Below are 19,497 nucleotides of genomic sequence, written 5' to 3'. Positions count from 1 at the left end.
CCCCTTGAGCATAATGCCCCATTGGGGCACTATGCTCTCATGCATACCGTCGTCGAAACGCCGATCTTCACCCGTCGCGCAGATGCCCTGCTGTCGGCGGGGGATCGGGCCGATCTGGTGGCGTTGTTGGCCGCCGACCCAAGGGCGGGTGCGGTCATTCCGGGGCTGGGCGGCATTCGCAAGCTCCGCTTTGCGCCGGAGGGAAAGGGCAAGAGCGGGGCTTTCCGTGTCATCTACTTCCTGCTGGATGATGACACGCCAATCCTGGCCTTGCTTCTTTACGGCAAGAACGAACAGGTGAACCCGTCGCCGGAGCAGCGCAAAGCCATGGTCAGGCTGGTTGAGAACCTGAAGGGGGCGGCACGGCGGAGACTGGCGGGTAGTGGAGAGGGTAATGACTGAGGCCAAAACGAAGCCGGTGGATATCAGCGATGAACTGCTGCTGTCGCTGGAGCAGGCGGTAGGAATCATGGAAGGACGGGTAACGCCCGGCCGTGTCCATCAGGTATCGGTGCCCGAGGTTGATGTCCGCCATGCACGCCAGCGTCTGGGCATGACGCAAGCCGCCTTTGCCGCCGCCTTCGGCGTATCATTGCCGACCTTGCGGAAATGGGAACAGAAGACGCGCCGACCGGACGGGCCGGCGCGTGTCCTGCTGCGGGTTATCGAGCGTGAGCCCGACGCGGTGCGTCGGGCATTGGCGGGTGGTGACTGATCACCCCGCCACAGACCGCACCCGCTCCACCTTATATGGCGACAGGTCGATCCCCGTCGCCCCGGTAGCGATCAGTTCGGCCATGGTCTGGCCCACGCCCGGCCCGATCTGGAAGCCGGAGCCGGAGAAGCCGAAGGCATAGTAGAGGCCGCTGGTCGTGGCGCTGGGGCCCATGACGGGCAGGCTGTCATCCATATAGCCTTCGATGCCGGTCCAGACGCGGATGATGTTCAGCCGCGCCAAGGCGGGGGCCAGACGGCGAAGCTGTTGCAGCTGCGTCAGCGTGTTCTGCGGCTTCACGAAGGAGCGGTAGGTTTCCGCCACGGCGGGCCCGCGGGTGGACCCGCCCAGCACGATGTTGCCGCGCGCCACCTGGCGGAAATAGACCGTCTCCACCTCCAGCGGCGTCATCACCCCCACGGCGGGCGCGATGGCATAGGGAACGGGTTCGGTCACCGACATGGTCGGGCTGCGCGCCGTCAGCTTTACCGGTTCCCCGAATTGGGCCGACAATTCACCCGCCCAGGCACCCGCCGTGATCAGCAGGACGGGTGCCCGGAAAGTTCGGCCATCATTGGCCGTAGCGACGAAGTCGGTGCCGACCTTGGCGACATGCCGGATGCGGGTATTCTCGAAAATCGCCGCGCCCAGCTTGCGCGCCGCCCGGGCAAAGGCCGGGGCCGCCAGACGCGGATTGGCGTGCCCGTCCATGGCCGAATAGGACCCGGCCAGCACATCCGGCCCGAAGAAGGGGAACCTGTCACGCAGCGCATTGCCGGACAGGATTTCCAGGTCCAGCCCGTTCTGCCGCGCCTGATCGGCATATTCCTCCATCTTGCCCAGATTTTCCGGTCGCTCGCGGTAGCAGACGCGGATATGGCCGGACTGAAGATATTCGACGTCCGCCCCCAGCAACTCATTGGCCTTGCGCCAGATCTCCAGCGACCGGTTGGCCAGATGCAATTGGTGGATAGGGCGGCCCTGGCGGCGGACATTGCCGAAATTGGTGCCGCTGGCCTGCCGCCCCACCAGATCGCTTTCGATCAGGGTCACGGACATGCCATGGGTCTGGCGCAGGAAGAAGGCGGCGGACGACCCCATCAGGCCGCCACCGACGATCAGCACATCGCTGTGCGTCACAGGATCGGTCATCATTCTTCCTCCCCGATGGCGATGGGCAGGGGCTTCACAGGGGCTTGGCCGCGCAGGCGGCCGGCGCTGGCGACGGGCATGTCGCCCGTGGCGGCGATCACTTCCGCCGCCGCGTGACCGCAATAGCGGCCCTGGCAGCGGCCCATGCCGACGCGGTTGAAGGCCTTGGCCCGGTTGGCTTCTGCCGCCCCCGTCACATCCATGGTCCGGCGCATGTCGCCCACCGTGACGCATTCGCAGCGGCACAGAATGGTGTCGTCTGACAGGCTTGCCGCCTGCTGGTGTGGCCAGGGGAAGGCCCGGGCCAGACCGCGCGCGAAACGGGCATAGCGCCCGACCTCCCGCCGCAGCGCGATCATCTGCCCCCAATCGACCGGCTGATCCAGGTCGGACAGCGCAGCCAGGGCCGCCAGCCGGCCCGATGCCTCCGCCGACCGTGCGCCCAGGATGCGGGCCCCGTCGCCGGCCAGATACAGCCGCCCCGCCGGTACCTTGGCCCTGCCGTCGCCGTCGCGCACGGGCAGCCACTGCCGGGTCAGGTCGTCAAAGGCGAACTCGCAGCGCGCCAGATCGGCCAGCTGCGTTTCCGGGCGCAGGTGATAGCCCATGGCCACGGCATCGGCGGCGAAATGCCGTTCCGTCTCGTCGGCCAGCCGCACCGTCACACCCGCCACCCCATCCTGCGGGTCACCCGCCAGGGACAGGGGCGTGACCCCGGTCAGCAGCGGCACGCCCGCCGCCTTGATGGCACGGGTCAGGGCAACGCCGTTCCACAGGACCGATGGCAGGGCCAGCAGGTCGGGCAGGGCCCGCAGCCGGTGGGCAAAAGTGGACGTGTCCAGCACGGCCGCGACCTTGGCGCCGGCCTTGATATATTGCGCGGCGACCAGATAGAGCAGGGGGCCGGTGCCCAGGAACACGACCTGCGATCCGATGGAACAGGCCTGCGCCTTCAGCGCCACCTGCGCCCCGCCCAGGCTGTAGGTGCCGGGCAGGTCCCAGCCTTGCATGGGCATCAACCGGTCCGTGGCCCCGGTACACAGGATCAGCGCATCATAGGCGATGGCGTCCTGTGCCTTGCCATTGGCGGTCCAGACCTGCCCGTCGGCGATGTTCCAGACCAGCGTTTCCGGCCGGTAATCGACCCAGTCGCGGATGGCATCGAAGCCCTGATGCACAGACTGCGCCCGGTCCGCCTCCGTCCCGTAGAGATCGGTGTAGGAGCGGCGGAAATTCTCAGGTTGCCGGCGATAGATCTGACCACCGTCACGCCGCCCCTCGTCGATCAGGATGGGGCGCAGGCCGGCGGCGACCAGCGTTTCGGCCGCACGCACGCCGGACGGGCCGGCACCGACAATGACAACCTGCGGGCTCACGCGTGGTTCGGCCATGATGCCTCCGGCTGGCGGGTGGTGACGGTCATGCCGTTTTCGGCCAGGGTGGAACAGGCGCGCAACCGGTGCCCATCCGCCGTCCAGACCCAACAATCCTGGCAGGCGCCCATCAGGCAGAAGCCGGCCCGCTTGCCATCCCCGAATTCGGATGTGCGCAGCACACGGCCGGCCGCCAGCATGGCAACCATCAGCGTGTCGCCCTGCAAAGCCTGCACGGGCTGCCCGTCGATGGTCAGACTGATGGCCGGCCGATCCTGTTCGGCCAGCCTTACGAAACGTCCCTGGGTCACGCTGCCCCCTCCGCCCGATGGCACAGGATGGTGTTGCCGCCCGGCAGGTGCTGCCGCGGCGGGGAGAATTGGTTGCACTGCCCGTCAATGCGCATGGCGCAGCGCGGCAGGAAGCGGCACAGGTCCGCCCCATCCAGGCCGGGCCCGATGGCAGGTGGGGCCGGGCGCTGGCCCTGTTCGTCCAGCCAGCCGGCGCGCAGTTCCGGTACCGATCCGATCAGCAGGTCGGTATAGGGGTGGCGGTGGTCGCACGCATAGCCCTGGCGCGGCCCCACTTCCACCGGCGTGCCGGCATACAGCACCAGGATATCGTCGGCGATGGCGCGCACGGTATTGATGTCGTGGCTAATGAACAGAAAGGCCAGGCCCAGTTCCCGCTTCAGTTCAGCCAGCAGATCCAGGATGGCCGCTCCCACGACCGTATCCAGGGCCGACGTCACCTCGTCACACATGATCAGGTCGGGCTTGGCGGCCAGGGCGCGGGCCAGATTGATGCGCTGCTTCTGCCCGCCCGACAGGCCGGCGCAAGCGCGGTCGGCTAGGTTGGCGGGCAGACGGATCAGGTCCAGCAGTTCGGCCAGCCGCCGGTCACGCGCCGCCCCGGTCAGGCCATGATAGAAGGTCAGCGGTCGGCCCAGGATATCGCCCACGCTGTGCGCCGGATTCAACGCCGTGTCAGCATTCTGAAAGACCAGCTGGATGCGGCGGAACTGGTCGCGGCTGCGCTGTTCCAGCCCGGCCGGCAGGCGTGCCCCATCGAAACTGATGGAGCCGGTGGCGGGGCGCAGCATGCCGGCAATGACGCGGGCCAGGGTGGATTTACCCGACCCGCTTTCCCCGATGACACCCAGGGTCTGCCCCTTGGCGATGGTCAGGTTGATGTCGCGCAGGATCGGCGTGGCCGGCATTCCATTGGCGCCGATGCGGCCATAGCCGGCGGTCAGGCCGGTGATGTCCAGCAGCGGCTTTAGCCCTGCCTTCACGGGCGTGGGTTCAGCCGCCGGTGCGGGCCGTGCGGCCGCCATCAATGTGCGGGTGTAATCATCGGCGGGCTGGTCCAGCACCTGCACGGCGGCCCCGTTTTCCCGTACCCGGCCCTTGTTCAGCACGACGATGCGGTCGGCCATCTGGGCCACGACCGCCAGATCGTGGGAGACATAGACGGCCGTCGCCCCCTGGCGCTGCACCGCCTGCTTGAAGGCGCGCAGCACCTCGATCTGGGTGGTGACGTCCAGCGCGGTCGTCGGCTCGTCCAGGATGACCAGTTCCGGATCGGTGATCAGGGCCATGGCCGCCATCAGGCGCTGCAACTGCCCGCCCGACAATTGGTGCGGGTACCGGTCGCCGATGCTGTCAGGCTGCGGCAGGGCCAGGGCGCGGAACAGGCCCACGGCCTTTTCCTCTGCCGTCTTGCGGTCCATACGGCCATGGATCAGGGCAGGTTCCACCACCTGATCCATGATCCGCCGCGACGGGTTGAAGGAGGCGGCAGCCGATTGCGCGATATAGGACACGCGGTCCCCGCGCAAGCCCGCCAGCCCATCCTCGTCCAGCGATAGGACCTCTGTATCGCCCACGCGCACGGTGCCCCCGGACAGGTGGCAGCCCAGGCGGGCATAGCCCATCAGGGCCAGGGCGATGGTGGTCTTGCCCGACCCGCTTTCCCCGATCAGGGCCAGCACGCCACCACGCGGGATGGTGAAATCCACATCCTCGACGATGGTGATAGACTTGCCATCCCGCCCGCGGGCGGTGACGCGCAGTCCCTTGACCTCGACATGCGCCTGCATGGTCAGTCCTTCCCCGCGATGCGCCGGCCGCGGCCGGGCAGCGCGTCGATCAACAGATTGACCCCGACGGTCAGGGTGGCGATGGCGAAGGCCGGCACCAGGATGGCCGGCGCGCCTTCGCCCAGGCCGGAGATATTCTCGCGCACCAGCGATCCCAGATCGGCATCCGGCGGCTGCACGCCCAGGCCCAGGAAGGACAGGCCCGACAGCAGCAGCACGATGAAGACGAAGCGCAGCCCGAAATCGGCCAGCATAGGATGGACCATGTTGGGCAGGATCTCGCGGATGGCGATATAGGCGGCACGTTCACCGCGGCAACGCGCCACCTGCACATAATCCATCTGCGCCAGATTGACGGCCAGCGACCGGGCGATGCGGAAGGCGCCGGGAATGTAGGTGACAGACGCCACCAGCAGCAGCAGTGGCAGCGACGACCCGACCACGGCCACCATCACCAGCGCGAAAATCTTCGACGGGATGGAGATCAGCGTGTCCATGAAACGCGAAATCAGCTCATCCAGCCAGCGCGGGCCGACGGCCGTGACCAGGGCCAGGCCGATGCCCGTGGAGCTGGCAATCAGCGCCGCCAATGCGGCCAGCCCCACAGAGTAGCGGCCACCGGTCAACAGCCGGCTCAGCACATCGCGGCCCAGATAATCGCTGCCCAGCGGATGGGCGGCGCTGAAGCCGGCGAACACCTCGTCCGCGATGAAGGCGCCGGGATCATGGGGGGCGACGGCAGGGCCAGCGACGGCCAGCAGCAGCCAGAAGACCACCAGGACCAGCCCGACCCGGCCGCTGACCGACAGGGCTGTGAACCAGTGGCGGGCGGCAAGAGCCTTGCCGGAAGCGGAGGGGATGTCGGTCATCGGTTGCGCAGCCTCGGGTTGGCCAGGATGGCGACGACGTCGGCCGTCAGCAGCAGCAGCAGATAGATCACGCAGAAGATCATGGCGCAGGCCTGAAGCAGCGGCATGTCGCGGCTGGTCACGGCATTGACCATCAGGCTGGCAAGGCCCGGATAGTTGAAGATCGTCTCCACGATGATGGCGCCGCCCAGCAGGTAGGACAGCGACAGGGCCATGGCATTGACGATAGGGCCGATGGCGTTGGGCAGCACATGGGTCAGCACCACCCGCGCCGGCTTCACGCCCTTCAGCAAGGCCATCTCTACATAGGGCTGGTTCAGCTGGGCGATGATGGCGGCCCGCGTCATGCGCGCCATCTGGGCCACGACCACGACCGACAGCGACAGGATGGGCATGGCCAGCGCCCGCAGGGTCGACAGCATGTCGGCATTCTTGGGCACCAGCGCGATCGAGGGCAGCCAGCGCAGCTTCACCGCAAAGGCCAGCACGGCCAGGGTGGCGATCAGGAATTCCGGCACGGCCACCATGGACAGGGTGGCGATGTTCAGCCCCCGGTCCAGGCGGCTGTCACGGTGCATGGCCGTGACAATGCCCAGCGTCAGGGCCAGGGGCACAGTGAACAGGGCCGTCAGCCCCGCCAGCAGCAGCGAATTGGGCAGGCGGTCGGCGATCACATCGGCGACCGGCAGATTGGCGACGATGGAAAAGCCGGGATCACCGCCGGCAATGCCGATCAGCCAGCGCAGGTAACGTTCGGGTGCAGGCTGATCCAGGCCGAATTTGGCGCGCAGTGCCGCCACCGCCTCCGGTGTCGCGGCCTGTCCCAGCATCTCCTGTGCGGCGTCGCCGGGCAGCAGGGAGGCCAGGAAGAACACCACCAGGGAGACCAGCAGCAGGGTCAGCACGCCCGATGCCAGACGTTTGCCCACCAGGGGCAGGGCGGCGGACAGGCCGCCACGGGTCGCGGGTCCGGCCATCTTTCAGCCCTCCCACCAGACATGTTCGGCAAAGCGGTAACCCATCAGGCCACCGGTGGGCACAGGCAGCAGCCCCTTCAGGCGCTGGTCGAAACCGTCGATCTGGCTGATGAAGGTCGGCAGGACGACGCCGCAATGGTCGCGCACCAGTTCCTGCATCTCGCCATAGATTTCCTTGCGCAGGGTCGGATCGGCTTCGCCCCGCGCCTGAAGCAGCAGGTGGTCGAAATGATCGTGCCGCCAGCCGCTTTCGTTCCAGGCCGCGTCGGACTTGAAGAACAGGCTGAAGATCAGGTCGGCGGTGGGCCGCGGGTTGGTGTTGCCGAAGGTCAGCGGATGCTTCATCCAGTGCGTGGACCAGTAGCCGTCTGCCGGCATGCGGTTGATGGCCAGCCGCAGCCCCACCCGCGCCCCATATTCCTGCAGCACCGACGCCATGTCGACCGACCCTTCCGCCGCCGGAGAGGCATAGACAGGCAGGGGGGCGGATGGCAGGTTCAGCTTGGCGAAATGCCAGCGCGCCCGGTCCAGGTCCAGTTCCCGCTGTGGCAGGTCATCCCGGTAATAGGGATGAAAGGGCGGGATCGGGTGATCATTGCCGATGGTGGCGAAATCGCGGAACAGGGCGCGCTTGATCAGCCGCCGGTCGAACAGGTACTTCATGCCCATGGCGAAATCGTAACTGCCGGTGGGCGTCCCGTCCTGACGCAGGATCAGGTTGGTATAAAGGCCCGACGGGGTTTCCAGCAGCGCATGCGTACCACTGTTGCGCACCCGCGCCGCGGACCGGGGATTGACGGCATTGATCAGATGCATGTCGCCCGACAGCAGGGCGTTGACGCGGCTGACCTCATCCGGAATGCCGATCAGTTCCAGACCATCCAGATAGGGCCGGCCGTCCCGGAAATAATCCGGGTTGCGCACGCCGATGGTGCGCACGCCCGGCTGGAAGGTCTGGCAACGGAAGGGACCGGTGCCGTTGGCCGCGGTGAAATCGGTGGTGCCCGACCGGATGATCAGGAAATGCGACTGGGCCAGGATGGAAGGCAGATCGACATTCGGCCCCGTCAGCTCGATGGCGACATCGCGGGGGCTGAGGGCGCGGGCGGATGCGATCTGTGACGCGATGGGCCGCACCTTTGATCCCGTGGCCGGGTCCAGATGGCGCAGCAGCGAAAAGACCACATCGTCGGCCGTCAGCGGCTTGCCATCATGGAAGCGCACACCGGCGCGGAGCGTGACGCGCCAACGGATCTGATCATCGCTCTCCAGGCTTTCGGCCAGACAAGGACGGGGCGTCATGTCGGCGCCGTCATAATCGGTCAGGCCGTTATAGAACATGTGGTGGCGGACATAATCGGTGGACAAGGCACCCTTGGCGGGGTCCAGCGTATCGGCCGTGGAACTGGACATGCTGGCGACCCGGATCTGGCCGCCGTGCCGGGGGGTGGCTTGGCCCGGCGCGCGGGACGGCAGCAACGGCGCCATGCCGGCGGCCAGTGCCGTCCCCATCATCTGGCGTCTGGAAAGGCGCATGCCGGCCCTCAATGCAGGATGTCCTGGATACGGTAGTACAGCCCGACCATGGGCAGGAACCATGGCTTGCCCAGATGGCCCGGCACGGGCGGCCATGACAGGCCGGCCCAGGGGTTGGCCTCGGGCTCCCCATTCATGACGCGGGCCATGCGCAGGCCCATATGCACCGCCATCTGCGTGCCATGCCCGGAATAGCCCATGGCATAGTACAGCCCGTCATGCTGCCCGGCGCGCGGCAGCCGGTCGGCCGTCAGGTCGACCATGCCGCCCCAGCAATAATCCAGCCGCACATCCTTCAGCGCCGGGAACAGGCTGCGCATCGTCTGGTCCAGGATGCGCCCGCTTTTGGCATCCGACAGCGGGTCGGACATGGCAAAACGGGCACGGCCCCCGAAGATCAGGCGATTGTCTGGGGCCAGACGGAAGTAATTGCCGATATTCTTGCTGGTCACATAGTTGCGCTTGCCCGGGAACAGCCGGTCGACCACGGCCGGGTCCAGCGGCTCCGTCGCGATGACGAAGCTGCCCACCGATACAATGCGCCGACGGAACCAGCCGAAGGGGCCGACGGGGCTGGCCCCACCCGTGGCGACCAGGACCTGGCCGGCCTGGACGCTGCCGCGCGGCGTAGTCAGGGTCCAGCCGCTGCCATTGCGGGTAAGGCCGGTAACGGGAGCACCTTCATGGATCACCGCCCCCTTGCGCGCTGCCGCTTCCGCCAGACCGACGCCGAAGCGGGCGACATGCAACTGACCGCTGGTCGATTGCAGTAGCCCGCCATGGAAGGCGTCACAGTCAATCTCCGCCCCCAGCCGTTCCTTCGGGATCAGGCTGACATTGGGATCGACCGCCGCCAGGGTTTCAGCCGCCCGCGCCAGCTTTTCATAATGTTCGGACTTGGCCGCCAGTTTCAGCCGGCCGGAACGGCGGAAGGCGCAGTCGATATTCTCTTCCCGCGCCAGCCGCTCCACATCATCGACGGCATCGACATGGGCTTGGTAATAGGCCCGCGCCGTATCCAGCCCGAACCGGGCCGTCAGCGCCGCAAAGTCATGGGCCGTGCCACTGTTGCACTGCCCGCCATTGCGGCCCGACGCCTCCCCCACCACACGGCCGGCCTCCAGCAACGTCACCGACGCCCCGCGCCGGGCCAGCGCCAGGGCCGCCGTCAGGCCGGTGAAGCCGCCACCGATGATGGCGACATCCGCCCGCCCTTCCACCGGACCTATCGCAGCCCCCGAAAATCGGGGCGCCGTGTCCAGCCAGTAGGAGAGCGTCTGGGAAGAGGTCATGATGCTTCACCGGTCGGAAGGGGGAAGGTCCGTCAGGGATCAGAGACCCAGCAGGGCCGGCAGGATGCCGATATGCGGGATCTCGTAATCACGATAGTTGGGGTTCGTCGGCTCATGCCCGCGCGCCACGAAGACGCGGGCGCCATAGCCCAGGTCGGTGGCGCTGTTGTGGTCATAGCGGAAGCTGGAGGAGACATGCATCATGTCCTCTGGCCCGCAGCCCAACTGGTCGAACATATATTCGAAGGCCTGGAAGCGCGGCTTGTAGGCCTGGGCCTGTTCGGCCGTATAGACACGATGGAAGGGCGCGCCCAGCAGGGCCACATTCTGGTGGATCTGGCTGTTCATGGCGTTGGACAGGATGACCAGCGGGATTTCCTTGGCCACCTTCGACAGGCCAGCCGGCACGTCTGCGTGCGGACCCCAGGTGGGCACGGCCTCATAGATGCGCTTGGCTTCCTCCGGCCGGAATTCCACCTTCCACTTCTTGCAGGTGCGTTCCACGGCATTGTGGATAACCTCCGCATAGGGCTTCCAGGCGCCCAGCACCTCATCCAGGCGATAGGCCGCGAAATCCTTGCAGAACCGGTCCATCTGTTCCGGCGCAATGCGATCGGGGAACATCTCCCGCGCCATATCGGACATGCGGAAGCGGGTCAGGGTGCCGTAGCAGTCGAAGCTGATATATTTGGGCCGGAAGGGGGCCATGGTTTCGTCTTTCCAATTGCTGCGGTGGAAGGATCGGAGAGGGCCGGTTTCAGCCCCTGCACAAGCAGATTAGGCCATGAGGGGCCCGGAACTTCCCCCCGAAAGGGCGCATCCGGCGGCAGGGGATGCGGCTTTTTCCAGCGGTCGGCCGGCATAGTCTGCTGCACCGGAATGCAGCCCGCCAAGCGGTGGTTGCGATCAATATCCCCGGCGGCGGTCGATCTGCCCGACCATGGCTTCTCCGGCCTGATGCCGGCGGATATTGGCGATCAGCACCTCGGCCGAACTGTCGGCGCGGGTGGCGCTGGCAATGTGCGGCGTCAACAGGATACGGGGATGGCGCCAGAAAGGATGATCCGGCGCGGCCGGCTCTGTTGTCAGCACATCGATGACGGCGCCGGACAGGTGGCCGTTGTCCAGGGCCGCCAGCAGATCATCCTCCACCAGATGCGCGCCTCGTCCGACATTGATGATGGCGGCACCCGGCGGCAGAAGATCGAAGGCTTTGCGGCACAAAATGCCGCGCGTATCCTCTGTCAGGGGAAGAAGACAGATCAGGATGTCGCATTGGCCCAGAAAGGCGGGCAGGGCATCGGCGCCGGCATGCACCTCGACGCCCGCAATCTCACCACCCGACCGGCTCCACCCTTTCAATTGAAACCCGAAGGGACGCAGGGCTGACAGCACGGCCGACCCCAGATTGCCCAGCCCCATGACGCCCACGCGCCGCCGGCCGGCCGGAACCATGGGCCGGGGTGCCCAGCGGCATTCCATCTGGGCCTGGTGATAATCCAGCATGTCGCGATGCAGGGCCAGCGTGGCAAAGGTGGCGTACTGCACCATGCCGTCGGTCAGCCCCGGCTCGATCATGCGCACGACCTTCACATGATCGGGCACCTGTGACAGGTCCAGCTGATCCACGCCGGCCCCGACGGAGAACAGCACCTCCAGGTTCGGCAGCCCGTCCAGCAGGTCGCGCGTCACCGTCCAGGCCGCCAGATATCGGACGTCGGATGCCGTCCCGATCTCCGGCCAGGTGCGGAATTCCACATCGGGCGCCAGCCGCGCGAAGGCGTCGCGCCAGACACGGCCGCGGTTCGGGTCGGACTTGAACAGGAAGGCCATCATCCACCCCACGATAAGGTCAAAAAGAAAACCCCGCCCCCGATGAACAGGGGCGGGGAAGGCTTGAGGATAAGGAGGGGTACACATGAACCGGGGCGGGCAAACCCGCCCCGGCGGGATATCAGAACTTGTAGGTCACATGCCCGGTAATGGTGCGCGGCGTGCCGGGCGCCACCCACAGGCGGGCATAGGAACTGGCATAGTAGGTCTTGTCGAACAGGTTGTTGACATCGACCGACAGCTTCACCTGTTCCACCGGCTCGTAAGACGCGGTCAGCTTTACCAGCGTGTAGCTGGGCAGATAGAAGGCCACGCCCGTCTCGCCCAGGCGGCTGGAGACGTAATTGATGCCGCCGCCGACACTGGCCGTGCCCTGACCAACCTCGAAATCCTTGAACAACATCACGTTGGCCTGGTTCTTCGGCACGTTGATCAGCGGGTCGCCTTCCTTGATCGGCAGCGAGAAGTTGGGATCCAGGAAATCCGACGCCACTTCCGCATCGGTATAGGCATAGGTGATGAACAGACGGCTGTCATAGGGCAGCTTGGCATTCAGATCGAACTCGACCCCCTTGCTGCGGGCCTTGCCGACGGCGATGGAATAGCCCGCGTTGACCGGGTCGGAGGTCAGCACGTTGGTCTTCTTCATCGTGTACAGCGAAATCGTGCTGTTGATCGTGCCGTCGTCATACTTGGCGCCCACTTCATAGGAGGTGGACTTTTCCGGTTCGAACAGGACGTTGCCGAAGCCGGCGCCGGAATTGGGGCGGAAGCCCTTGCCATAGCCGCCATACAGCGAAATCTCGTCCGACACGTTATAGACAAGACCGGCCTGCGGGCTGAATTCCTTGTAGCTGCGCTTGGTCGGATTGGTGGCGCTGGCGGCGGCAAGGTTGTTCGTATAGTCGCGCTTGAAATTATCGAAGCGGCCGCCGAAGCGAATCTTGAACTTCTCCGTCAGGTCGATCTGGTCCTGCAGGTAGATGCCCCAGGCATCCTGCACTTCATGGGTATTGGTGAAGGCAGACAGGTTGGTCGGCACGCTGCCATAGACGGGATTGAAGATGTTGACGGCATTGTTGTTCGCGGTGATCGGGGCGCCCGCCGTATAGGCGGACGGGCGGAAGCGCTTCTGCACCCCGTCGATGGTGAACTTGTCCCAATCGGCGCCCGTGATCAGGTGATTGGTCAACCCCGCCACATCGAAGGTTCCGCTGACCTCGCCACGCAGAACCGCGTGTTCGGTGTCATAAGTGCGGTAGCGGCGCTGACGCGACAGGTAGGAGCCGTTCGTGAACAGCGTCTGACGGCCCGACGCCAGTTCGGCGTCGCTGGAATAGCCCTCGAAGGACGTGTCCTTGTAGCTGCCGCCCAGCAGCAGGCTCCAGTCGTCACTGAAATCGTGCTGAAACTGGACCTGATGGCCCAGAACCTCGACTTCCGTCGGCCCATCACCGGGTTCGCCCAGAAAGGTTGTGCGATCGACGGCGCCCAGCTTGCCGTTCACGGCCACGATGCCGCGATCGAACGGCACCTTCATGTCTACATATTCCATCTCATAGGACAGGGTCGTGTCCTCGGTCAGCACGGCCAGGATGGAGGGCGAGGCCACCGTCTTCTTGCTGTCGATGGTGTCGCGGAAGCTGCCGGCATCCTCGTAGGCGCCATTGAGGCGTACCGCGATCTTTTCCGTGATCGGGCCGGTAATGTCGCCTTCGACACGATAGGTGTCGTAGCTGCCGGCCGACACGCCGACGGAGCCTTCGGTCTTGAACTTCGGCTTCTTGGTGATGATGTTCACCGTACCGCCGGGCTCGCCGCGACCGAACAGGGCCGAGTTCGGACCCTTCAGCACTTCGATCCGGTCGATATTGGAGGCATCGCGCGGGCCGCCATAGCCACGGCCGCCATTGAAGCCATTGACCAGGAAGCCGGACGGGAAATTCTCGTCGCCGGCGAAGCCGCGGACGGCGAAGCTATCCCACAGGCCGCCGAAATTATTCTGCTTGGCGATGCCGGACGCCAGTTCCAGCGCCCCTTCCAGCTTGGTGACGCCCAGATCCTGCAGCAATTCGCCATCCAGCACCTGGATGGCCTGCGGCGTCTCCTTCAACGCCACGTCGCCGCGATAGGCCTGACGCTGGCCGACGACGATGATTTCTTCAAGGCTGCTGCCGCTCGAAGGGGCCTGCTGGGCGCCCACGGCGGGAACAAGCGCGGCACACGCAACACCAGCGGCCAGCGCCAGACGGAACCCGGTAAAGACGTTCATTGCTTTTCCCCTTAGTTTGAAGCTGCTCCGCTGTTCATCTCTTGACGGCGGTGGCTTGCGCCTGATCGTTTGTCGCCGCCTGTTATATTATAACGTTCCTCCAGGGCCAGGCCTTTTTTGGGTCGCAGCCCTTGCCCCTTCACACCATCAGTCTTAGGCCGGACGGCAGATTTGTTTCGTCAAACTGGCCGGTCTGTACGGATTGTTGTTTTGTTATGGGCGCGAAATGCGCGGAAAATGCCGGGGCGGTTTTCGCCCCGGTCGGGACGGCTTAGAGATATTTCAGCCACCAGATGTCGCGGCGGCGCTGCTTGACGCCCGCGAACCAGCGCGTCGGCAGATAGAGCGGCACTAGCAGGATGGCGACCCAGATCCAGACGGTGGAGACATTGTCGACGCCGAAGAACTGGCCCTTGTTCAGCCCGTAGATGGCAACGGCGATCAGATACAGCGCCTTCAGCACATAAAGATGCAGCAGGTAGAAAAACATGGGCGCCCCGCCGAACATGGCCAGCCAAGGCATGACGCGGCTGTCCTGATACTTTTCGAACAAGGCCAGCAGCAACACGCCCGTACCGACGGTGGACAGCAGGAACAGCAGCGACGGCGGGTACTTGGTCAGGGACAGGAAGGCCATGAGAGTATGCAGCCCGTCGACCCCGGTCACCCAGGGCTTGTCACCATAGACATTAAGGGCGCGGATGACGACGAATCCGATCAGCATGCCGGCCCCCAGCAGGATCAGCCGGCGACGGCGGGCCAGGGCATCGCTGCCACGGGCAAACCAGGGGCCGGTGGCGTAGCCCAGAAGGATGACCCCGATCCAGGGCAGGACGGGATATGTGGTCTTGGCGATCAGCCCGCCGCCCATGTCGATGACGGATCGCTGATGCAGCACGGCCCACAGGGCATAGAAACTGTCACCCGGCGCCAGCCGGATCGGGTCCAGCAGATTATGCCCCAGCACGATCACCAGACCCAAACCCACCTGCACGGCCCGCGGCAGGTGCAGCAGGCCGGCCAGTGCGATCATGGAAATGCCGATGGCCCAGATCACCTGCAACCAGAAGGTCTGGGGCGGGAACTGCGCCGACCAGGCAAAGCCAACAAAGGTCAGTTCCAGAAAGATCAGGAACAGGCCGCGCTTGACCAGGAAGGACGAGACCTCCGCCTTGGTGTGCGACTGGCCGTAAAGCCAGGCCGACAGACCGGTCAGCGCCACAAAGGTGGGCGCACAGAAGGTGGACAGCAGCCGCGTGAAGAACAGGGCCGGATCGACCGTGGCCGCATCGACGGGGTCGGTCACCTGCATATGCAGGAACCAGGTTTCGCGCACATGATCCACCAGCATGAAGACCATGACCAGACCGCGCAGGGCATCGATGGCAACCAGCCGTGCATGTGCCTTGGCGGCACTGACGGCGGAGGTGAAACCGGGGGAAGCCCCGGCGCTGCTTACGCTTGTCATCCCGAACCCCGTTCTTGACCTTGGCGCCTTTGGTCGGCGTTTCAGTCAAGAGTAGACGCGTGGTCAGGCGTGATGTGCGGAAATACGCATGGATGCAAGCGCAACCTGCCGAATAGGACGGGGGCCACAGCACAGGAAATGCCGTGGCGACGCGCCCCTCAATCCAGTCCGTGTAAACATTCCTCCAGAATGGACAGAGCCCGGTCCAGATCCGCCCGGGTGATGGTCAGCGGCGGAGACAGGGTCAGCACCGATCCCATGGTCAGCTTGAAGGACAGGCCCGCCGTCAGACAGCGATAGAGCATCTCCTCCGCTGCCGCCAAGGCCGGGGAACCGTCGGCGCGGGTCAGTTCCACCCCGATCAGCAGGCCGCGCCCACGCACATCACCAATGATGGGATGGCGCTGCCGCATCTCCTGCAACCTTTCCAGGGCATAGGCCCCCAGAAGCGCGGCATTTTCCACCAGCCCTTCATCTTCGATGATCTGCAGGGTGGTCAGGCCGGCGCGGGCCAGCAACGGGTTCTTTTCATGCGTGTAATGGCCGATGGCGATGGCGTCGGCGACATCAAGGTCCGGCCGCACCAGCAGCGCCGCCAGCGGCAGCATGCCGCCCCCCAGCGCCTTGCCCAACACCAGCATGTCGGGCAGCATGCCCTCATGGGCATGGGCGAAGAAGGACCCGGTCTTGCCCAGGCCCGTCGTGATCTCATCAAAGATGATCATGCTGCCCTGCCGGTCGCAGGCAGTGCGCATGCGCGGCCAGAAGCCGGCGGGCGCGATGGTGGGCACGGCCCGCATCGGTTCGGCCACCAGGGCCGCGACATCGCCCTGCTTGTCCAGCGTATACTCGGTGATGGTAGCGCACGCCATGGCGCAGCGGGAAAGGTCGGGCACACCGCGACCAGGAAATCCATAGGGGCAGCGGTAACAGGCAAACGGCGCCACATGCTCCGTCCCCGTCAGCAAGGGCCCATGGCCCCTGAAAAGCTGCTCCCCGCCCAGGCTGGAGGCACCCAGACCCGCGCCATGGAAGGCATCCCAGAAGCTGACGGTCTTGAACCGGCCCGTGGCGATGCGGGCCAGCTTCAGGGCCATTTCCACGGCTTCCGACCCGCCGGGTGCGAACAGCACCTTGGCCCCGCCGGGCCAGGGCGCCAGTGCCGACAGCTTCTCCGCCAGTTCCATGGCCGGGTCACAGGTGAAACGGCGCGGCGCGAAGGGCAGTTCATCCATCTGCCGGGCCAGGGCCGTCTTCAGCCGCGGATGGCCATAGCCGATATGATGGACGCTGTTGCCATGGAAATCCATGATCCGGCGGCCATCCATATCCTCGATCCAGATGCCTTCCGCCTTGCGCACGGCCGACAGGCAGGGGGTGGACAGGGACTGGCGCAGGAACACCGCCTCGTCCCGGGCCACCGCCCGGCGCGCGGCGGGGCCTAGCGCTTCGGTCCAGGCGGCGCGGCGGCCACCCTTGTTGATGTCGCCCTCGGTGATGGCGTCCGGCACGACAAGGGCCGGGCTGCGCGAACTCTGCACTCTGCACCTGTGCGTCGAGATGTCGGGGATTATTGGTCTATACCAGATTGGCGCCGCAGTTGGAACCGCGAACTCCGTCCATCAGGGCCGTTCGCCGGCTGCCAGCCGCCGGTTGATATCGTCCAGCACAGGGGGCAGGTCGCGGATGCTGTCGATGACGTAATGCGCCCCGGCCTCGGCCAGCACCCGCGCTGCCGCCGCGTTGCGTGCCGCGAATTCCGCCGGGGGCAATGCCGCGGTGGCGGCAGCATCCAGGCCCATCAGGTTACCGGTGGCGCTGACACCCACGGTCCAGGTACCGGCCGCCACGCCTTCGCCGATGCCCGGCGGGGTGTCATCTACCTTCACCACGGCCTGGGCGGGCCAGACCTGAAGGTCGATGAAGCATTTGTACATCATCAGCGGGCTAGGCCGCCCCTGCGGCAGATCCCCGGCCGTGACCAGACAATCGGGGCTGTACCCCTGGGCGGCGGCCAACGGCAGCAGCCCCTCCATGGTCGGGCGGTCATATCCCGTGGTGGACCCGATCTTCAGTCCGCGCCGGCGCAGGTCGGCCAGCGTCTCCAGCGCCCCGTCGATCAGCGCCGCCCGCTCCGCCACCGCTTCCAGGGTCAGCGGCAGGAACAGGGCATGCAACCGGTCGACATCGGCATCGGTGAAGGGGGCGCCCATGACCTGTTCCCAGGCAGCGGCCACGCGCGGCAGCCTGCCCACCGCCTGAATATGGTTCCATTTAGGCAGGCCCATGGGGCCGCGCGCCTCCTCATCCGTGATCTCCACACCCAGGCGGGCGAAGGCACGGCGGAATACGCCCAGAGGCGCCAGGCTGCCATGGTCCAGCACCGTGCCGGCCCAATCCAGCACCACGGCCAAGATCTGTCCGTCGGTCGCATCGGTCATCCGATGATCTCCATTCAATGTCTGCGCCGTCCCGGACGGGATGGCGGGGTATGGTTTTATAATTTCTCGGATTAGGTGGAATCGGTTTGGCACTCACCACCGTCACCCCGGTTCAGGCCCATCGGCACCAAGTTAACCCCCTGCACTAACCTGCCTCCCCCGCGAAAGCGGGGGTCCAGGGGCCACAAGCGACTACGCTTCGGTGCTCTTGGCTCCTGGACCCCCGCTTTCGCGGGGGAGGCAGGGAAGGTGAAAATCCCTGACTTGGCGCCTGTCGGCGCAGGCCGGGGTGACGGCAGGGAATGCTTCAACGTGAACCAGACAGATGCTCAATCGCCAGCGGATCAGGCTCGCCCAGCAACTGCGCCAGGGCTTCCTCCCCCAGGGCGAAGGCGGTGCTCATGCCCGTGCCGCTGCTGACCATGGTCAGGGCAATGCCGTCGGCCGGGCGGTCGATGAAGGCCGTCTGGTCGGGGCTGGACGGGTAGTAGCCGTTCCAGCGCTCCTGCACCGTCAGATCGGCCGGCAGGTCCAGCAGCGCACGGGCTTCACGCAGGATGATGTCGTCTACCCACTGGCTGGCGAAGGGATCGGGCGTCGGCCCGTAATGGTGGCTGTCGCCGATGACCAGGCTGCCATCTTCCGACTGCACGATGATCAGGTGGATGCCGTTTTCCAGCGCATCGGCCACTTCCCCCTCCAGCCGCTGGCGCAGCGGGGCGGCCGCGGGCAGGGCGGCATAACCGTCGTAACGCACCAGTGACAGATCGCCCATCACCGCCGCCGGCAGGCGCCAGCCGGGCGCCGCCACACGCAGCATCTGCAACTTGCACAGGCTGAGGCGCTGCGCCCGCAGCCGGTCGGGGAACAGGGTGGCCAGATCGGGGCCGGGACAGACAGCGATATGGCCAGCACGGAATCGCCCCACATTCGTGTCGACGAAGCCCGGTTCCACCCCGCGCACGGCCACCTGCCGGAAGAAGCGCACGCCTTGCGCTTCCAGCCAGGACCAGAGCGCGGGGATGGCCGTACGCGGCTCCACCCGCCGTTCATGCGGGCTGTACAGACCACCGATGGTCCCACCCGCCGCCATGGGCAGCCGGTCGTAAAGCCCCGCCCTGTCCAGCAGCCGGCATTCCGCCCCCATGTCGGTATCGGCGAAGGCGGACAGCACATCCATTGCCTCCGGCCGGTGCGCCACCACCAGCAGGTCGCGATGGATGACGGGGATGCCGGCGGGACCAGCGACCCGCTCCCAGACATCGCGGCTGTAGCGCGCCCGGTCCCAGGTGCGTCCCGCCCGCTGGCCCGTCACCGTGACGAAGCCGAAATTGCGGATCGAAGCATTGCTGGCCCGTTCGTCCCGCTCGAACAGCGCAACGGACAGGCCGCGGCGCGCACCGGCCAGGGCGTGGGCCAGGCCGACGATGCCGCCGCCCACCACGACCAGATCAAAACCATCCCACAT

At 66.0% G+C, this 19,497-nt stretch carries 17 protein-coding genes; 2 read left to right on the top strand and 15 right to left on the bottom strand.

All coding sequences use genetic code 11. The features are described 5' to 3' along the window. Window positions 1–39 precede the first annotated feature (39 nt). Together ACODTW_RS24370 and nadS are read left to right on the top strand one after the other, a co-directional pair. Complete coding sequence (locus tag ACODTW_RS24370) at window positions 40–402, top strand: addiction module toxin RelE (protein ID WP_488948735.1); 363 nt, start codon at window positions 40–42, stop codon at window positions 400–402. Next, the gene (nadS, locus tag ACODTW_RS24365; protein WP_488948734.1) at window positions 395–715 is read left to right on the top strand and encodes a NadS family protein; all 321 of its coding nucleotides are present in this window, start codon (window positions 395–397) and stop codon (window positions 713–715) included. Before ACODTW_RS24370 ends, nadS begins: the two co-directional genes overlap by 8 nt. Here nadS and ACODTW_RS24360 read toward each other — a convergent pair whose 3' ends face one another. From ACODTW_RS24360 to ACODTW_RS24290, 15 genes are all read right to left on the bottom strand, one after another. Next, the gene (locus tag ACODTW_RS24360) at window positions 716–1,870 is read right to left on the bottom strand and encodes an NAD(P)/FAD-dependent oxidoreductase (protein WP_488948733.1); all 1,155 of its coding nucleotides are present in this window, start codon (window positions 1,868–1,870) and stop codon (window positions 716–718) included. Further along, entirely contained in the window at window positions 1,867–3,258 is a 1,392-nt protein-coding gene (locus ACODTW_RS24355) for an FAD/NAD(P)-dependent oxidoreductase (RefSeq protein WP_488948732.1), read from the bottom strand. The genes ACODTW_RS24360 and ACODTW_RS24355 overlap by 4 nt, the downstream gene beginning before the upstream one ends. Next, entirely contained in the window at window positions 3,240–3,551 is a 312-nt protein-coding gene (locus ACODTW_RS24350; RefSeq protein WP_488948731.1) for a (2Fe-2S)-binding protein, read from the bottom strand. Before ACODTW_RS24350 ends, ACODTW_RS24355 begins: the two co-directional genes overlap by 19 nt. After that, the gene (locus ACODTW_RS24345; protein ID WP_488948730.1) at window positions 3,548–5,341 is read right to left on the bottom strand and encodes an ABC transporter ATP-binding protein; all 1,794 of its coding nucleotides are present in this window, start codon (window positions 5,339–5,341) and stop codon (window positions 3,548–3,550) included. The genes ACODTW_RS24350 and ACODTW_RS24345 overlap by 4 nt, the downstream gene beginning before the upstream one ends. Window positions 5,342–5,343: 2 nt before the next feature. After that, the gene (locus ACODTW_RS24340; RefSeq protein WP_488948729.1) at window positions 5,344–6,210 is read right to left on the bottom strand and encodes an ABC transporter permease; all 867 of its coding nucleotides are present in this window, start codon (window positions 6,208–6,210) and stop codon (window positions 5,344–5,346) included. After that, window positions 6,207–7,187 carry an ABC transporter permease gene (locus tag ACODTW_RS24335; protein WP_488948728.1) on the bottom strand — a complete coding sequence of 327 codons (981 nt, stop codon included), beginning with the start codon at window positions 7,185–7,187 and terminating at the stop codon, window positions 6,207–6,209. Before ACODTW_RS24335 ends, ACODTW_RS24340 begins: the two co-directional genes overlap by 4 nt. Window positions 7,188–7,190: 3 nt before the next feature. Beyond that, a complete protein-coding gene (locus ACODTW_RS24330) occupies window positions 7,191–8,723 on the bottom strand; it encodes an ABC transporter substrate-binding protein (protein WP_488948727.1) in 1,533 nt (510 codons plus the stop codon). Window positions 8,724–8,731: 8 nt separating this feature from the next. Next, complete coding sequence (locus ACODTW_RS24325; protein ID WP_488948726.1) at window positions 8,732–10,015, bottom strand: NAD(P)/FAD-dependent oxidoreductase; 1,284 nt, start codon at window positions 10,013–10,015, stop codon at window positions 8,732–8,734. A gap of 39 nt (window positions 10,016–10,054) precedes the next feature. After that, on the bottom strand, window positions 10,055–10,723 hold the full coding sequence (locus tag ACODTW_RS24320; RefSeq protein ID WP_488948725.1) for a haloacid dehalogenase type II: 669 nt from the start codon (window positions 10,721–10,723) through the stop codon (window positions 10,055–10,057). A 198-nt stretch (window positions 10,724–10,921) separates the two neighbouring features. Then, a complete protein-coding gene (locus ACODTW_RS24315) occupies window positions 10,922–11,851 on the bottom strand; it encodes a 2-hydroxyacid dehydrogenase (protein ID WP_488948724.1) in 930 nt (309 codons plus the stop codon). 118 nt (window positions 11,852–11,969) lie between these two features. Next, entirely contained in the window at window positions 11,970–14,120 is a 2,151-nt protein-coding gene (locus ACODTW_RS24310) for a TonB-dependent siderophore receptor (RefSeq protein ID WP_488948723.1), read from the bottom strand. 271 nt (window positions 14,121–14,391) lie between these two features. Beyond that, on the bottom strand, window positions 14,392–15,588 hold the full coding sequence (locus ACODTW_RS24305) for an acetyltransferase domain-containing protein (RefSeq protein WP_488948722.1): 1,197 nt from the start codon (window positions 15,586–15,588) through the stop codon (window positions 14,392–14,394). 158 nt (window positions 15,589–15,746) lie between these two features. After that, window positions 15,747–17,129 (bottom strand): (R)-1-hydroxy-2-aminoethylphosphonate ammonia-lyase, encoded by a 1,383-nt coding sequence (gene pbfA, locus ACODTW_RS24300; protein ID WP_488948721.1) that lies wholly within the window; start codon window positions 17,127–17,129, stop codon window positions 15,747–15,749. Between the two features lie 81 nt (window positions 17,130–17,210). Further along, window positions 17,211–18,029 (bottom strand): phosphonoacetaldehyde hydrolase, encoded by an 819-nt coding sequence (gene phnX, locus ACODTW_RS24295; protein ID WP_488948720.1) that lies wholly within the window; start codon window positions 18,027–18,029, stop codon window positions 17,211–17,213. Between the two features lie 307 nt (window positions 18,030–18,336). Beyond that, window positions 18,337–19,497, bottom strand: coding sequence for a TIGR03364 family FAD-dependent oxidoreductase (locus ACODTW_RS24290; RefSeq protein WP_488948719.1), 1,161 nt, complete (start codon window positions 19,495–19,497; stop codon window positions 18,337–18,339).

Source organism: Niveispirillum sp. FG148, from assembly GCF_057809655.1.
This window is presented reverse-complemented; position numbering and strand designations above follow the sequence as displayed.

Bases quoted from the DNA above. Each gene is read 5' to 3' on its own strand.
- ACODTW_RS24370 (WP_488948735.1), top strand. From the start codon at position 40: ATGCATACCGTCGTCGAAACGCCGATCTTCACCCGTCGCGCAGATGCC.
- nadS (WP_488948734.1), top strand. From the start codon at position 395: ATGACTGAGGCCAAAACGAAGCCGGTGGATATCAGCGATGAACTGCTG.
- ACODTW_RS24360 (WP_488948733.1), bottom strand. From the start codon at position 1,870: ATGATGACCGATCCTGTGACGCACAGCGATGTGCTGATCGTCGGTGGC.
- ACODTW_RS24355 (WP_488948732.1), bottom strand. From the start codon at position 3,258: ATGGCCGAACCACGCGTGAGCCCGCAGGTTGTCATTGTCGGTGCCGGC.
- ACODTW_RS24345 (WP_488948730.1), bottom strand. From the start codon at position 5,341: ATGCAGGCGCATGTCGAGGTCAAGGGACTGCGCGTCACCGCCCGCGGG.
- ACODTW_RS24340 (WP_488948729.1), bottom strand. From the start codon at position 6,210: ATGACCGACATCCCCTCCGCTTCCGGCAAGGCTCTTGCCGCCCGCCAC.
- ACODTW_RS24335 (WP_488948728.1), bottom strand. From the start codon at position 7,187: ATGGCCGGACCCGCGACCCGTGGCGGCCTGTCCGCCGCCCTGCCCCTG.
- ACODTW_RS24330 (WP_488948727.1), bottom strand. From the start codon at position 8,723: ATGCGCCTTTCCAGACGCCAGATGATGGGGACGGCACTGGCCGCCGGC.
- ACODTW_RS24325 (WP_488948726.1), bottom strand. From the start codon at position 10,015: ATGACCTCTTCCCAGACGCTCTCCTACTGGCTGGACACGGCGCCCCGA.
- ACODTW_RS24320 (WP_488948725.1), bottom strand. From the start codon at position 10,723: ATGGCCCCCTTCCGGCCCAAATATATCAGCTTCGACTGCTACGGCACC.
- ACODTW_RS24315 (WP_488948724.1), bottom strand. From the start codon at position 11,851: ATGATGGCCTTCCTGTTCAAGTCCGACCCGAACCGCGGCCGTGTCTGG.
- ACODTW_RS24310 (WP_488948723.1), bottom strand. From the start codon at position 14,120: ATGAACGTCTTTACCGGGTTCCGTCTGGCGCTGGCCGCTGGTGTTGCG.
- ACODTW_RS24305 (WP_488948722.1), bottom strand. From the start codon at position 15,588: ATGACAAGCGTAAGCAGCGCCGGGGCTTCCCCCGGTTTCACCTCCGCC.
- phnX (WP_488948720.1), bottom strand. From the start codon at position 18,029: ATGACCGATGCGACCGACGGACAGATCTTGGCCGTGGTGCTGGATTGG.
- ACODTW_RS24290 (WP_488948719.1), bottom strand. From the start codon at position 19,497: ATGTGGGATGGTTTTGATCTGGTCGTGGTGGGCGGCGGCATCGTCGGC.